The organism is Lysobacter enzymogenes (assembly GCF_017168095.1).
In the GTDB taxonomy this organism is placed as follows: Bacteria; Pseudomonadota; Gammaproteobacteria; order Xanthomonadales; family Xanthomonadaceae; genus Lysobacter; species Lysobacter enzymogenes_D.
The window spans coordinates 20866-33352 of record NZ_LXSD01000364.1; the positions used below are offsets into that span (position 1 = coordinate 20866).

At 68.7% G+C, this 12487-nt stretch carries 12 protein-coding genes, 5 tRNA genes and 2 pseudogenes; 3 read left to right on the forward strand and 16 right to left on the reverse strand.

Annotated elements, in window-relative coordinates:
- Positions 1–174: 174 nt before the first annotated feature.
- On the forward strand, positions 175–822 hold the full coding sequence (locus A7A76_RS14510; RefSeq protein ID WP_206411853.1) for a hypothetical protein: 648 nt from the start codon (positions 175–177) through the stop codon (positions 820–822).
- 64 nt (positions 823–886) lie between these two features.
- Here A7A76_RS14510 and A7A76_RS26685 read toward each other — a convergent pair.
- The 6 genes and pseudogenes from A7A76_RS26685 to A7A76_RS14530 form a co-directional block, all read right to left on the reverse strand.
- Positions 887–967 (reverse strand): annotated as a pseudogene (locus tag A7A76_RS26685) (DUF6053 domain-containing protein); the annotation flags it as partial.
- A gap of 61 nt (positions 968–1028) precedes the next feature.
- Positions 1029–1109 (reverse strand): annotated as a pseudogene (locus tag A7A76_RS26690) (DUF6053 domain-containing protein); the annotation flags it as partial.
- 106 nt (positions 1110–1215) lie between these two features.
- Entirely contained in the window at positions 1216–2505 is a 1290-nt protein-coding gene (gene clpX, locus A7A76_RS14515) for an ATP-dependent Clp protease ATP-binding subunit ClpX (RefSeq protein WP_074866006.1), read from the reverse strand.
- A 215-nt stretch (positions 2506–2720) separates the two neighbouring features.
- On the reverse strand, positions 2721–3347 hold the full coding sequence (gene clpP / locus A7A76_RS14520; RefSeq protein WP_206411854.1) for an ATP-dependent Clp endopeptidase proteolytic subunit ClpP: 627 nt from the start codon (positions 3345–3347) through the stop codon (positions 2721–2723).
- Between the two features lie 265 nt (positions 3348–3612).
- A complete protein-coding gene (gene tig / locus A7A76_RS14525; RefSeq protein ID WP_206411855.1) occupies positions 3613–4914 on the reverse strand; it encodes a trigger factor in 1302 nt (433 codons plus the stop codon).
- Between the two features lie 328 nt (positions 4915–5242).
- A tRNA-Leu gene (locus tag A7A76_RS14530) sits at positions 5243–5327 on the reverse strand.
- Between the two features lie 149 nt (positions 5328–5476).
- Here A7A76_RS14530 and pip point away from each other — a divergent pair.
- Positions 5477–6436, forward strand: coding sequence for a prolyl aminopeptidase (pip, locus tag A7A76_RS14535; protein ID WP_206411856.1), 960 nt, complete (start codon positions 5477–5479; stop codon positions 6434–6436).
- Between the two features lie 90 nt (positions 6437–6526).
- On the opposite strand, the gene A7A76_RS14540 is transcribed toward pip, so the two are convergent.
- The 7 genes from A7A76_RS14540 to A7A76_RS14570 all read right to left on the reverse strand — a co-directional run bounded on the left by A7A76_RS14540 (position 6527) and on the right by A7A76_RS14570 (position 9962).
- Positions 6527–7615 carry a S41 family peptidase gene (locus A7A76_RS14540; RefSeq protein ID WP_206411857.1) on the reverse strand — a complete coding sequence of 363 codons (1089 nt, stop codon included), beginning with the start codon at positions 7613–7615 and terminating at the stop codon, positions 6527–6529.
- A 278-nt stretch (positions 7616–7893) separates the two neighbouring features.
- A complete protein-coding gene (locus A7A76_RS14545; RefSeq protein WP_206411858.1) occupies positions 7894–8118 on the reverse strand; it encodes a hypothetical protein in 225 nt (74 codons plus the stop codon).
- A 343-nt stretch (positions 8119–8461) separates the two neighbouring features.
- The gene (locus A7A76_RS14550; protein ID WP_206411859.1) at positions 8462–9307 is read right to left on the reverse strand and encodes a GNAT family N-acetyltransferase; all 846 of its coding nucleotides are present in this window, start codon (positions 9305–9307) and stop codon (positions 8462–8464) included.
- Between the two features lie 169 nt (positions 9308–9476).
- Positions 9477–9552: transfer RNA gene (locus A7A76_RS14555), tRNA-Lys, on the reverse strand.
- Positions 9553–9639: 87 nt separating this feature from the next.
- Positions 9640–9716, reverse strand: a tRNA-His gene (locus A7A76_RS14560).
- A gap of 49 nt (positions 9717–9765) precedes the next feature.
- Positions 9766–9842: transfer RNA gene (locus tag A7A76_RS14565), tRNA-Arg, on the reverse strand.
- Between the two features lie 43 nt (positions 9843–9885).
- Positions 9886–9962, reverse strand: a tRNA-Pro gene (locus A7A76_RS14570).
- A 245-nt stretch (positions 9963–10207) separates the two neighbouring features.
- Here A7A76_RS14570 and A7A76_RS14575 point away from each other — a divergent pair.
- Positions 10208–10969, forward strand: a complete 762-nt coding sequence (locus A7A76_RS14575) for a Bax inhibitor-1/YccA family protein (RefSeq protein WP_206411862.1) — start codon at positions 10208–10210, stop codon at positions 10967–10969.
- 64 nt (positions 10970–11033) lie between these two features.
- Here A7A76_RS14575 and A7A76_RS25895 read toward each other — a convergent pair whose 3' ends face one another.
- From A7A76_RS25895 to nadD, 3 genes are all read right to left on the reverse strand, one after another.
- Positions 11034–11165 (reverse strand): hypothetical protein, encoded by a 132-nt coding sequence (locus tag A7A76_RS25895; protein ID WP_277425833.1) that lies wholly within the window; start codon positions 11163–11165, stop codon positions 11034–11036.
- Positions 11166–11400: 235 nt separating this feature from the next.
- Positions 11401–11838 carry a ribosome silencing factor gene (gene rsfS, locus A7A76_RS14585; RefSeq protein ID WP_057948290.1) on the reverse strand — a complete coding sequence of 146 codons (438 nt, stop codon included), beginning with the start codon at positions 11836–11838 and terminating at the stop codon, positions 11401–11403.
- Positions 11839–11921: 83 nt separating this feature from the next.
- The gene (gene nadD / locus A7A76_RS14590; RefSeq protein ID WP_206411860.1) at positions 11922–12485 is read right to left on the reverse strand and encodes a nicotinate-nucleotide adenylyltransferase; all 564 of its coding nucleotides are present in this window, start codon (positions 12483–12485) and stop codon (positions 11922–11924) included.
- Positions 12486–12487 lie beyond the last annotated feature (2 nt).

Here is a 12487-nt window from a genome sequence, read left to right on the forward strand (position 1 = left end):
AGGATGCCGGGGCATCCAGGCTCCCGTTATGGGGGTGGCGGCCCGGGAGCGCAAGCAAAGCCCGCCGGGCGGCCCGCAGAATCGAGAAAAACCGCTTTTAAATCATTGCCTTGTGATACAAATCCGGACCTGGGACAAAGCGTCCCGTCCGCCCCGCCGATCAGGACGCCACCGATGCAACGCTTGCGCGACGCCATCGATCACTACAACGCAAGCCGGGCCCGCTTCTGGGACGACGACTACAACACCCTGACCGCGCCCGGACCGGCCGCCGAGGACGCCATCGCCCGGCTGCGGGCGCTGGAGCCGCGGCCGCTGCCGGCCGAGCTGGAGGAGTTCTACCGGCGCTTCGGCGGCCTGGGCAACCAGGACAACACCGAGTCGCACTGCATGGAACTGCCCGGCCCCGCCGCCCTCGCCGAGGAGCTGGCGCGGGCCGACGAATGGCAGCGTATCCGCTCCCTGGGTTTGGTCGATGTGATCGCCCACAGCTGGGGCAACGACCGGCCCGAGTTCGAACCCGGCGCGAATTTCCGGCAGCCCGAGCTCGACGCGCTCAACGCGCGCTACCGCTGCTTCGGCTGGTACCGCACCGATACGGTCGGCGAAAGCGCCTGGTACGTGTACGCCGACGAAGCGGACCGGTTCGGCGCGCTGTACTACGACCAGGACGGGTTCGGCAGCGTCGAGCGTTTGCTGCGGGCAATGCTCGGCGCCAGCCCGGCGCGGCAGTCGCTGGAAGAGGTGCTGTGCGAAGGCGTGGAGCGCGCGCGGCAGGCGATGATCGAGTGGAACGGCGATGGGGAAGAAGACGCAGCCTGAGCGCTGCTGCCGCCGTCTTGCCGGCGCAAGCCCGCTGCTCTTTTGTGGGAGCGGCTTGCCTTGTGGGAGGGGCTTCAGCCCCGACGCTTCTGTGCCCGATCGCCGCGATCTGAAAGTACAGCGTCGGGACTGAACTCCCTCCCACAAGAGCAGAACCACTTCGCAGTCGTAGCGCCTGCCGCGCAGGCCGGAAACCGCTTTTTTGTGGGAGGGGCTTCAGCCCCGACGCCTTTGTGCCCGATCGCCGCGATCTGAAAGGACAGCGTCGGGACTGAAGTCCCTCCCACAAGAGCAGGACTGCCACGGCGTCCATCAAACAAGGAAACCGAACCCCGAAAACGATCGCCCCCGCACTGGGCGGGGGCGATGGTCTTGCTGGCTCGGCGCAGTGGCTTACTCGGCCGAAGCCACCTTGGGCTGCGCCGGCGGCGTCTGGTAGATCAGGTAGGGCTCGGACTTGTGCTCGATGACCGACTCGTCCACCACCACCTTGCTGACGTTCTCCAGCGACGGCAGTTCGTACATCGTGTCCAGCAGCACCGATTCGACGATGGTGCGCAGGCCGCGCGCGCCGGTCTTGCGCTTGAGCGCCTTCTTGGCGATCGCCGACAGCGCGTCGGGACGGAACTCCAGCTCGACGTTCTCCATCTCGAACAGCTTGCGGAACTGCTTGGTGATCGCGTTCTTCGGCTCGGTCAGGATCGAGATCAGCGCCGGCTCGTCGAGTTCCTCGAGCGTGGCGACCACCGGCAGGCGGCCGACGAACTCGGGGATCAGGCCGAACTTGATCAGGTCTTCCGGCTCGACGTCGGCGAGGATCTTGCCGATGTCGATCTTGCGCTCGGCGCTCTTGACCTTGGCGCCGAAGCCGATGCCGCCGGCCTCGGTGCTGCGCTGCTGGATGATCTTGTCCAGCCCGGCGAACGCGCCGCCGACCACGAACAGGATGTTGCGCGTGTCGACCTGCAGGAATTCCTGCTGCGGATGCTTGCGCCCGCCCTGCGGCGGCACGCTGGCGATGGTGCCTTCGATGAGCTTGAGCAGCGCCTGCTGCACGCCTTCGCCGGACACGTCGCGGGTGATCGACGGGTTGTCGCTCTTGCGCGAGATCTTGTCGATCTCGTCGATGTAGACGATGCCCTGCTGCGCCTTCTCGACGTCGTAGTCGCACTTCTGCAGCAGCTTCTGGATGATGTTCTCCACGTCTTCGCCCACGTAACCGGCTTCGGTCAGCGTGGTGGCGTCGGCGATGGTGAACGGCACGTTGAGCAGCCGCGCCAGCGTTTCGGCGAGCAGGGTCTTGCCCGAACCGGTCGGGCCGACCAGCAGGATGTTCGACTTCGACAATTCGACGTCGTCGTTCTTCTGCCGGCTCTCGATGCGCTTGTAATGGTTGTACACGGCGACCGCGAGCGTGCGCTTGGCGCGCTGCTGGCCGATCACGTACTGATCGAGCACCTCGAGGATCTCGCGCGGTTTGGGCAGGTGGCTGCGCGCCGACTGCGCCTTCTCCTCGAGTTCCTCGCGGATGATGTCGTTGCACAGCTCCACGCACTCATCGCAGATGAACACGCTCGGGCCCGCGATCAGCTTGCGGACTTCGTGCTGGCTTTTACCGCAGAACGAGCAATACAGGATCTTGTTGCTGTCGCCCGTGCTGCGTCCTTGTCGTTCGTCGGTCATGCTTGATTTGGCCCGTTGGTGCTCAGTCTTGTGGTGCGCGTTGGCTTCTTAATATGCCTAAATCGCCTGGGCGGCAAGCGCCGCCGAGGCTCGTTCAGGCGACACGGGCCGAGGATAGCACAGCGTCCCGGGCCCTCCCCCCGGATCTGCCTGAGCGAACATAGTTCAGGCGGATCAAAGGTTTGCGCGTGCTGTCGGCCCGCCCGGCGGCGTGCTTACGAGGCCTGGATGGTCTCGTCCGGACGGCGCTCGAGCACCTGGTCGACCAGGCCGTAATCGCGCGCGGCCTCGGCGCTCTTGAAGTTGTCGCGCTCGGTGTCGCGGGCGATGGTCTCCAGCGACTGGCCGGTGTGCTTGGCCAGGATTTCGTTGAGGCGCTGGCGCAGGGTCAGGATCTCGCGCGCGTGGATGTCGATGTCGGTGGCCTGGCCCTGGAAGCCGCCGAGCGGCTGGTGGATCATCACCCGCGAATTCGGCAGCGCCAGGCGCTTGCCCTTGGCGCCGGCGGCGAGCAGCAGCGCGCCCATGCTGGCGGCCTGGCCGATGCAGATCGTGCTCACGTCGGGCTTGATGTACTGCATGGTGTCGTAGATCGCCATGCCGGCGGTGACCACGCCGCCCGGGGAGTTGATGTAGAAGTTGATGTCCTTCTCGGGGTTTTCGGCCTCGAGGAACAGCATCTGGGCCACGATCACGTTGGCGACGTGGTCGTCGACGCCGCCGACCAGGAAGATCACGCGCTCCTTGAGCAGGCGCGAGTAGATGTCGTAGGCGCGCTCGCCGCGGCTGGTCTGTTCGACCACCATCGGCACCAGATTCAGGGCTTTGGTTAGGTTATCCATGGGGTAGACGGCACCTGTGGCTGACGTAGGGGGCGCTGGAGTTGCTTGCGCGGTTGAGCCCAACTTGGGGCCGGCGGCGGCGCAGCGCAAGAGGCGCGATTGCTAAAACGCCGCGGGGCGCCGCCCGCCGGCCCGGCGATGCCGGCGGCCAGTGCGGCGAAGGCCCTCGCGGGGAGGGCCTCCGGCAGGATCGTGCGAGCGGATCGCGCAAGGCGGGCGGTGCAAAGCAAGCGGCCCGCGGCCGTGGCCGCGGGCCGTGCGATCGTCAGTTCGGACGGATCGCGTCGCTGAACGACAGCGGCTGCTCGGTGTGCTGGGCGCGCTCGGCGATCCAGTCGATCACCTGCTCTTCCATCACCCGGTTCTGCAGGCCGGCCATCAGCTGCTGGTCGTTGCGGTACAGGTCGATCACCTGCTGCGGCTCCTCGTAGGTCGAGGCGATCAGGCGCAGGGTCTCGTTGACGCGCTTGGCTTCCAGGCGCAGGTCGTTGCGGCGGGCGATCTCGCCGACCAGCAGGCCGACCAGCACGCGCTTGCGCGCCGAATCCATGTAGCTCAGGTGGGCGTCGTCCGGCGCGCTGATCTGGCGGCCCTGGCGGCGGGCCTGCTCGACGGTCTGCCAGACCATGTTGCGGGCTTCCTGCTCGACCAGCTTCGGCGGCATTTCCACCGACTCGTAGGCCTTGACCAGCTGCTCGCCGACTTCCTGGCGCAGGCGGTTCATCAGCGCGCCCTTGAGCTCGCGCTCCAGGTTGGTGCGGATGTCGGCGCGGAACTGCTCGGCGTCGCCGCTGCGCACGCCGAAGCTCTTGATGAACTCGGCGTCCACTTCCGGCAGCACCGGCTCGGACACGTGGTTGAGCTTGAGGTGGACGCTGGCGGTCTTGCCGGCGACCTCGGCGGCGCGCCAGTCGGCCGGGAACTCGACCTGGGCGACCTTCTCCTCGCCGGCCTTGACCCCGATCATGGCGTCTTCCAGCGGCTTGAACATCGCGCCGGAGCCGATCTGGGTGCTGCCGTGCTCGGCGCCCTCGGCCGGCAGTCGGGTGCCGTCGATTTCGGTCCAGGTCTCCACTTCGACGATGTCGCCGTCCTGGGCGCCGCGCTCGACCGACTTCAGGGTGCGGCGCTGCAGGCGCAGGTTCTCGATCATCGCGTCGATGTCGGCGTCGGACACCTCGGCGGTGTGGCGCACGACTTCGAGCTTGCTCACGTCGATGTCGCCGAAGTCCGGCACCACCTCGAAGGTGGCCACGTAGGACAGGGTGCCCTCGGCTTCGCCGGCCGGCTCGATGCTCGGGTTGCCGGCGATCTGCAGCTGTTCCTTGCGGATCGCGTCGCCGAAGCTCTCGCGCAGCATGCCGTCGAGGATTTCGGCGCGGACCTGGGCGCCGAAGCGCTGCTCGATGATCTTGGCCGGCACCTTGCCCGGGCGGAAGCCCTTGATGTTGGCGCCGCGCGCGATTTCGCGCAGGCGGCCGCCGACCTGGGTTTCCAGGTTTTCGGCCGGGAGGCTGAAGGTCAGTCGGCGCTCCAGCGAGCCCAGCGATTCGAGCGAAACTTGCATATCCACTCCTGCGACCGCGGCACCTGCCGCGGCGACGATGTTGTTGATCCGGTCCGGCCGCCGGCCCGGGGGTGAAACTCGCCGGCCGGCGGAACTTGCTAGTTTGGCCGATTACGCGCTGGGCTGCCAGCGTTGCGCGGCCGAAAGGCCGGCGGGTGGCGGGTTTTGGGGCCGAGGCCGGGTTTTGCGGGGTGTGTCGCAGGCGGCGGTGGGATTGGGCAGCCGGCAGCGAGGGGACGGGCTGAGAACGGCCGCGCTTCAACAGCGCCGGCTGGGAAGGCCGGCCATTGCTGCCGGGCGTGGCGGCTGTTCTGTCTGCCGGCCGCCTTGGTGCGAAAGGCGGGACTCGAACCCGCACGCCTTGCGGCGCTGGAACCTAAATCCAGTGCGTCTACCAATTCCGCCACTTTCGCATCGCCCGGCGCGTCGGCCGGGCCCGCATTCTAACGGCGCGCCGGCGCAAATGCCGAGCCCTGCGGCGGTGGCCGAAGCGCCAGCGCCGGCACGCCGCCGGCCGGCGCGCGCGGCTATGCTGCGCCCTTCCCCACCGGCTGCGACCGCCATGCGCGAGCTGTATCCCGAGATCGAGCCTTACCGCACCCATCGCCTCGCCGTGGACGCGCTGCACGAGCTGCACGTCGAGGAATGCGGCAACCCGCACGGGCTGCCGGTGCTGTTCCTGCACGGCGGCCCCGGCGCCGGCGTGTCGCCGTATCACCGCCGCTTCTTCGATCCGGCCCGCTACCGGATCGTGCTGTTCGACCAGCGCGGCGCCGGCAAGTCGACCCCGCACGCGGAGCTGCGCGGCAACACCACCTGGCATCTGGTCGCCGACATCGAGCGCATCCGCGCGCTGCTCGGAATCGAGCACTGGGTGGTGTTCGGCGGCTCGTGGGGCTCCACCCTCGCCCTGGCCTATGCGCAGGCCCATCCGCAGCCGGTGCTGGGGCTGGTGCTGCGCGGCATCTTCCTCGGCCGGCCGCCGGAGCTGCGCTGGTTCAACGAGCTCGACGGCGGCGCGCGCTGGATCTTCCCCGAGCGCTGGCAGCGTTACCTGGACTACATCCCCGAGGAAGAGCGCGGGCAGATGGTCGAGGCCTACTGGCGGCGCCTGGACAGCAAGGACCCGAAGGTGCGGATCGAAGCGGCGATGGCCTGGAGCGATTGCGAAGGCGGCAGCACCACGCTGCTGCACGATCCCGACGAGCCGGGCATCCACGGCGACATCGAATCGGCGGTGAGCGTGGCGCGCGCCGAAGCGCATTACTTCCGCCACGACGTGTTCCTGGAGCCCGACCAGCTGCTGCGCGACGTCGCCCGCATCCGCCATATCCCGGCGACCATCGTGCACGGGCGCTACGACATCATCTGCCCGGTCAAGAGCGCGGTCGATCTGGCCGCGGCGTGGCCGGAAGCGCAGCTGCGCATCGTCCAGGCCGGGCACAGCGCGGCCGATCCGGCGATCGTGGATGCGCTGGTGACGGCGACCGACGCGCTGGCCGAGCGGTTCGGCAAGCGCTGAGGGCGGCCTCGCCGAAAGCGGCCTCGCCGAGCGCCGCAGGCCGCTAGCTTCGTCCGCGGCCGCGCGGGCCGCCTTCCCTCTGCGCGGCGATCACTGCGCGGACGTTTGCGCCGCGCCGTCGCACTGTTCCTGCAGCCACTGCGTCGCGGCCTCGAACGGCCGCTCGCTGCGCTGGTCCGGCAGCAGCGGCCCCTGCTGGGCGACGCCGTCGCGATCGAGCAGGCGCGCGATCGTCAGCGCCAGCACGCCGCCGGACGGCAGGTGCACGCCCTGGTTCGCGTTGGTCGCGCCGGCGGTGGCGGCGCCGAACGAACGCGCATTGCGCTGGCCCTTGAAGCCCAGCGCGACGATTTCGCCGGAACTGGCCGTCTGCGGCCCCAGGATCAGCGCGATGCGCTGCGGCCGCGCCGGCAGCGGCGGCAGCGGCGGCAAGTCGACGTTCGGCAGGCGCAGGCGGCCCGAATGCAGCGCGCCCTTGCGCACGTTCAACTCGGCGCGCCCGCCGCGGCCATCGTAGACCTCGACCAGGCCTTCGTCGTACAGCGGCGCCAGCCCGCCCATCATCGGCCACATGTTGCCGCCGCCGTTGCCGGACAGATCGAGGATCAGGCCGCAGCGCCCTTCGCCCAGCGACTCGATCAAGGCCCGCCGCACCTGCCGCGCCGCCTCGATCACCGCCGCCTCGCCGTCGCCGACCCAGCCGTTGAGCGACAGCCGTGCGAACCCGGCCAACGGCGCCTGCGCCTGCGCGATCGGCGCGCGCTGCTTGCCGTCGGCCTCGTCGCGGGCGCCGCCGAGGCGGGCGGCGAGCTGTCCGGCGCTGAGATAGAACGAATGCCCATCGCCCAACGACGCCAGCACGTAGCCGATCGCCGCCGCGCGCCCCGCTTCGCCGGACTCGGCGCGCACCAGGTCCGCGGCGCGTGCGCGCACCGCCGGCCAGTCGGGGCGGTCGGCGTTGAGGGCGCGCTCCTGCGCCAGATCCAGGGTGAGGTCGACATCGGCGTCGCCGGTGCTGACGTTGGCGCTGGCGCTGGCGTCGTTACCGACATCGGCGGCGGCGCGAGGCGCCGCGGCCGATGCGCCGCCGGCGAGGACCAGCGCCAGCGCGATCGCGCAGCTGCGCACGATCGCGTGAGGCGTTGCGTACGGGATGGGACGCGACGGACGGCGAGACATGGTTTCGGTCCTGGTGGCCGGCCTGCCGGCCGGACTCGAGGGTCACGGCCTCGCGAACCGTATCGGTCGCAGCGCCGCTGGCGGACCGGACGATACGAGAAAACCGGCGTCGGCGCGGCTTCGGGCTCAACAACTGACGCACCTGACCGAACCGGTCGTGACTCGCGCCCGCAACAACGCAGCGACCCTGCCGGCCAGACGGCCGACAGGGTCGCAGCTGCCGCGCTTACCCGCCCGCTGTTCGAACGGGCAGCGCCGAACCGGCGGTTACTGCGCGCTCACTCGATGCAATGGCCGCCACCGACCGGGCAGGCCCGCACGAACACCCACTTGTTCTTGCTGCAGGTGTAGTAGTAGCGCCACCCGTTCTGCACGATGGTGGTCGCCGCGCCGTTCGGGCTGCAGAACTGCCCGGCCACCTGCGCGTTGGCCGCGCCGATGCCGATCACCAGTCCCGCGGCGAACACCGCCGCCGTCGCCGCCTTCATCATGGTCCGCTTCATGCACCTCTCCTTGTTCATACGATGATGTCGCTGGATCGTTCCCCTGCGCGCGCGACGCCTGCGAGCGGCGCACGCGCGCGCCGGAGCGGACAGCCAGCGATTCTGTCCGCCACCGGGAAGCCGGAGTTTTGAGGGGGAGGCAACGACGAGCGCGGACGCTGCGAGCGATCGCGCGGCTCGATGAATCAGGGATACCGGATTTCGCGCCCGCTGTCCGCCGCTGCGCCGACGAGGTCACGGCTGAAATGTGATGTTTTCCGGCACTTTTTGTGCGCCACAGAGACATATCGTGAGCGCGCGCGGCCACTGCCCGCTTTCGACCGCCGCGCGCGCCCCTGCCGGCTCACTGCTCGGCGATCGCCGCGGCGGCGAACGGCGCGAGCACCGTCCAGCCCAGGCGCGCATACAGCGCGCGGCCGTCTTCGCTCGCGACCAGGAGCTGGGGATTGGCCCGCGACTTCCGCGCCGCGCCGAGCGCGCCCATCACCGCAGCGCCCAGGCCTTTGCGCCGATGCGGCGGTGCGGTTTCGATCCGGTCGTAGACGAAGACGTCCGCCGTTTCCGCCGCGCAGCCGCTGGCGGCCAACTCGCCGTCCGCGGCGATGACGCAAGCGCGCGCCACCGCGCCGGCGCGGTAAAGCTCGATTCTGTACCCGTCCGGCGCAGGCAGCGCCGGCGCACCGACTGCGGCGGTCATGAAATAGTTCGCCGGCTGCAGCGCCCAGCGCGCCGGCAATGCGCTGCGCAGTTCTTCGTCCGAGCCGCACAGCTTCAAGTAATGCCGCGGCGCCGCGATTTCGCGCGCGACCTCGCGCAGCCCGTCGCACAGCTGCGGAAACACCCAGCGCCTGGTTTCTTTGTCCGAACCGGTATCCACCCGCACGCCGCCGCGATCGCGCACCGGCGGCGGCGCACCGCGGGCGATGCAATGCGCGGCCTGCCAGGCGAACACCCACTGCGGATCGAGATGGGAAGGCGTCATCGTTGAATCGTCGTGTGCGCTCGGACGCGCGCAGGCCACTGCGGCCGCAGGCGCGGCGCGATGCCGGGCTATTGCCGCGCCGTCCGCGAAGCTCGCGATAACAACACCATCGCGTCGCGCAAACCGAGACGGCCAGTCACGACGCCCCCATCGCCCGGGCTGGCCACGCCCCGCATCGATTCGATCCCCCGACGGAACAGCGCTCACACCGAGCGCAAGCGCCGCCGATCGCGCAGACAACCGCCCAACCCCACGCCGAAAGTCGCCGCCATTTCATGCCGTCCTATTGCCGACGGCGCAGCGCGCGGCGATGCGCGCTTCGGTTTTTTCGTCCGGAAAAGAAAAAGGACCTGGCGCGAGCCAGATCCTTTTTGTTTGGTGGGCCGTCAAGGATTCGAACCTTGGACCTATTGATTAAGAGTCAACTGCTCTACCAACTGAGCTAACGGCCCGGTAAAACCGAGGAGCGAAATCTTACACAACAACTTCGCTCCGCACAACACTTTCGTTACAACAAATTTCCGCCGCAACGATTTGAATGGGGTGGCTGAGGGGACTCGAACCCCCGACATCTGGAATCACAATCCAGTACTCTAACCAACTGAGCTACAGCCACCGTAGAACACTTACAGGCTGCGCATTGTACCGCACAGCGCTTGCGAATTTGGCGCGCCCGGCAGGAATCGAACCTGCAACCACCGGCTTAGAAGGCCGGTGCTCTATCCGGTTGAGCTACGGGCGCCAGGAAAGTCGAATCTTAACTGACGGCCGGCCTGGACGATGGATGGTCGGGGCAGAGGGATTCGAACCCACGACATCCAGCTCCCAAAGCTGGCGCTCTACCAGGCTGAGCTATACCCCGGAACCGGGACTCCCGTGGCGCGCCAACGCCGCGAAAGGCCGCATAGTGTCGTCGCCGCTTCCTGAACTGTCAATCCTGTCGCGCAATCGGCGCGCGCCGCCGATCCGCGCCCGGCGGCAAGCACACTTGGAAACATCCTGCCGCGGCCGGCCGCGAACAGCGCCGTGTATGCTTTCGCCGATCAGAAAACCTGTTCCGCCGCCGGCCGGGCCGGCGGCTCGCTACGAAAAGGAGCTACACCGATGATGCGCAGCGGCAACCCCGCCCTGAAGGAATCCACCTTCCTCGACCTCGGCAGCGGCGCGGTCGTCCGCGGCGACGGCCAGGCGATGACCCTGAACGGTACGGTCAACAAGACCGGCTTCCTGCTGCTGCTGACCGTGCTGACCGCCGCGTTCGCCTGGAACCAGATCGAGATCGGCCCGCGCGGCCAGGTTTCCGGCGCCGGGCTGTACCTGTGGGGCGGCCTGATCGGCGGCCTGATCATGAGCCTGGTGACCACGTTCAAGAAGGAATGGTCGCCGGTCACCGCGCCGATGTACGCGCTGCTGGAAGGCTTCTTCCTCGGCGCGATCTCCTCGATCTTCGAGGCGCGCTTCCCGGGCATCGTGATCCAGGCGGTGATGCTGACCTTCGGCACCCTGTTCGCGCTGCTGGCGGCCTACCGCACCGGCCTGATCAAGGCGACCGAGAACTTCAAGCTCGGCGTGGTCGCCGCCACCGGCGGCATCGCCCTGGTCTACCTGGCCTCGATCGTGCTGCGCATGTTCAACATCGAAATCCCCTACATCCACCAGTCCGGCATCGTCGGCATCGGCTTCAGCCTGTTCGTGGTGGTGGTGGCGGCGCTGAACCTGGTGCTGGACTTCGACTTCATCGAAACCGGCGTCGAGCAAGGCGCGCCGAAGTACATGGAGTGGTACGGCGCGTTCGGCCTGATGGTCACCCTGGTGTGGCTGTACATCGAGTTCCTGCGCCTGCTGTCGAAGCTGCAGTCGCGCAACTGATCGCCTGCGCGACACTCGCCAAAAGGGCGCCTTCGGGCGCCCTTTTCGTTTGCGCGGCGCGCGGCTACAGCGGCAGTTCGTAGCTGCGCTTGACCACCTGGCTCGGCAGGTCGGTCTTGACGTTGGCAATGCCGTTGGCGCGGGTCAGGTGGGTGGTCTGGAAGCGGCGGTAGTCGTCGAGGTCGGCGACGACCACGCGCAGCATCGCGGCGGCGGCGGGGAAGCTGGCGCTGAGTTGAGACGCAGCGGCTGCGGGTGCTCCGACTGTAGGAGCGACGCGAGTCGCGACCGCGGGGTTGCAAGGTTGCGCCGTATGCGTGGTGTCGCGGTCGCGACTCGCGTCGCTCCTACAGTCGGCAATGCGACAACGCGCGCACCATGAAAAACGGCGCCCTGGGGCGCCGTTTTCGCTTACGCATCGCGAGGCCGCGTCAGTAACGCTCGTCCTCGTCGGACGCGTCGCGGCGGCCTTCCACGCCTTCCGGCGGCGGCGGCTGGTCGCCGACGGTCCACAGGCGTTCGAGCGCGTAGAACTCGCGCACGCGCGGCAGCATGACGTGCACGACCACGTCGCCGAGGTCGACCAGCACCCACTCGGCCTCGCGCTCGCCTTCCACGCCCAGCGGCATGACATCGAGGTTCTTGGCGAACTTGACCACTTCGTCGGCGATCGACTTGACGTGCCGGGTCGAGGTGCCGGAGGCGATCACCATGTAGTCGGTGACGCTGCTCTTGCCGCGCACGTCGATTTCCACGACATCCTTGGCCTTGAGTTCTTCGACCGCGGCGTGGACCGTCTTGAGCAGCAGCTCGGTCGGCGGCGGCGGATTCGGCAGCTGGGTCTTGATGACTTGGGCTTGGCTGGTCAAGAGGTACGGCTCGTCGTTCGGAAGATATGTGCCGATTATACCCAAGGCCCTTGCGGCGGCGCGGCGGACCGCGCGGCGGGGGTTCAGGCGGTCGTCGCGCCGCGATCGGCGACGACGCCGTACAGGCCGCAGGCGCGGATGTAGGCGGCCACCGGCGCCGGCACGAATTCGTCCCAGGGCCGGCCGTCGGCGATGAGCTGGCGGACCTGACTGGCCGATTCGGCGTGCAGCGGCTGCTTGAGCCGGTACACACGGCCGGCCGGAGCCCGGCCCAGGTCGGCCGGGTCGGTGGTCTCGCGGCCTGGTGCGATGGCTTCGACGCGCCCCTCGTCGAGCGGGCTGCCCGGCCGTTCGGCGACGACGAAATGGGCCAGGCCGAACAGCGCCTGCCATTCGCGCCATTGGGGCAGGTCGAGGAAGCTGTCGGCGCCGACCAGCAGCGCCAGCGGCCGTTCCAGGCCGAATTCGCGGCGCGCCTCGCGCAGGGTTTCGACCGTGTAGGAGCGGCCTTCGCGCTGCAATTCGCGCCGGTCCACGAGCAACCCGGCCTCGCCGGCCACGGCCAGGTCCAGCATGTGCGCGCGCTGCTGCGCGTCGGCGCCGGGCGCGGCGCGGTGCGGCGGGTCGGCGGCCGGCATCAGCCGCACCT